Genomic DNA, 709 nt, shown 5'->3' on the forward strand with positions numbered 1-709 from the left:
CACTACAACCTGCTGACCGAGATCCTGAGAAACGAGTGGGGCTTTGACGGCTTCGTCATGACCGACTGGTACTCCATCGGTGCTGTCTACGGACAGAACGCCGGTCAGAGCGTCCAGGGCTGGCTGAACTACGCCGGCAACGACTGTGAGATGCCCGGCAACAACGTGCCCAATGTCCTGGCTGCCCTGGAAGACGGCTCCATCATGCGTCTGGGCGACCTGCAGCGGTCCGCCATGGCCATGCTGAACGTCATCAAGAACTCCCAGCCCTTCGAGCTGACTCTGAACAAGATCATCGCCAACAGCGACGACGCCGAGCTGGTGGCCGACGCCAAGCTGGCCCTGGCCATCCTTGACGGCACCGCCGAGCCCAACGAAACCCCCGACTACAACTATGACGGCCTGGAGGACGGCTCCAACGTGGGCGCTTCCAGCGACCCCGGCGCCAGCGCCGCGCGTGAAGAAGCCAACGCCGATATCTCCCAGTGGGCCGCCACCCAGGGCATGGTCCTCCTGGAGAACAACAACAATGCACTGCCCATCTCCGGCAATGCCGGTACTCCCGTGGCCCTCTTCGGCGTGGGTGCCTACAACACCATTAAGGGCGGCACCGGTTCCGGCGACGTGTACCTGAAGGACGGCGCCAACATCAACGTCCGCCAGGGCTTTGAGGATTACGGCTACACCATCGTCAACGCCGATTTCCTGG

Annotated in this window: 1 protein-coding gene; it reads left to right on the forward strand. The window is 62.8% G+C overall.

Annotated elements, in window-relative coordinates; all coding sequences use genetic code 11:
• On the forward strand, window positions 1-709 hold a 709-nt coding region (locus tag H7U37_RS15110; RefSeq protein ID WP_272873499.1), incomplete at both ends, for a glycoside hydrolase family 3 N-terminal domain-containing protein.

Origin of the sequence: Pseudoflavonifractor phocaeensis (assembly GCF_016901735.1) — a bacterium.
Lineage (GTDB): Bacteria > Bacillota > Clostridia > Oscillospirales > Oscillospiraceae > Pseudoflavonifractor_A.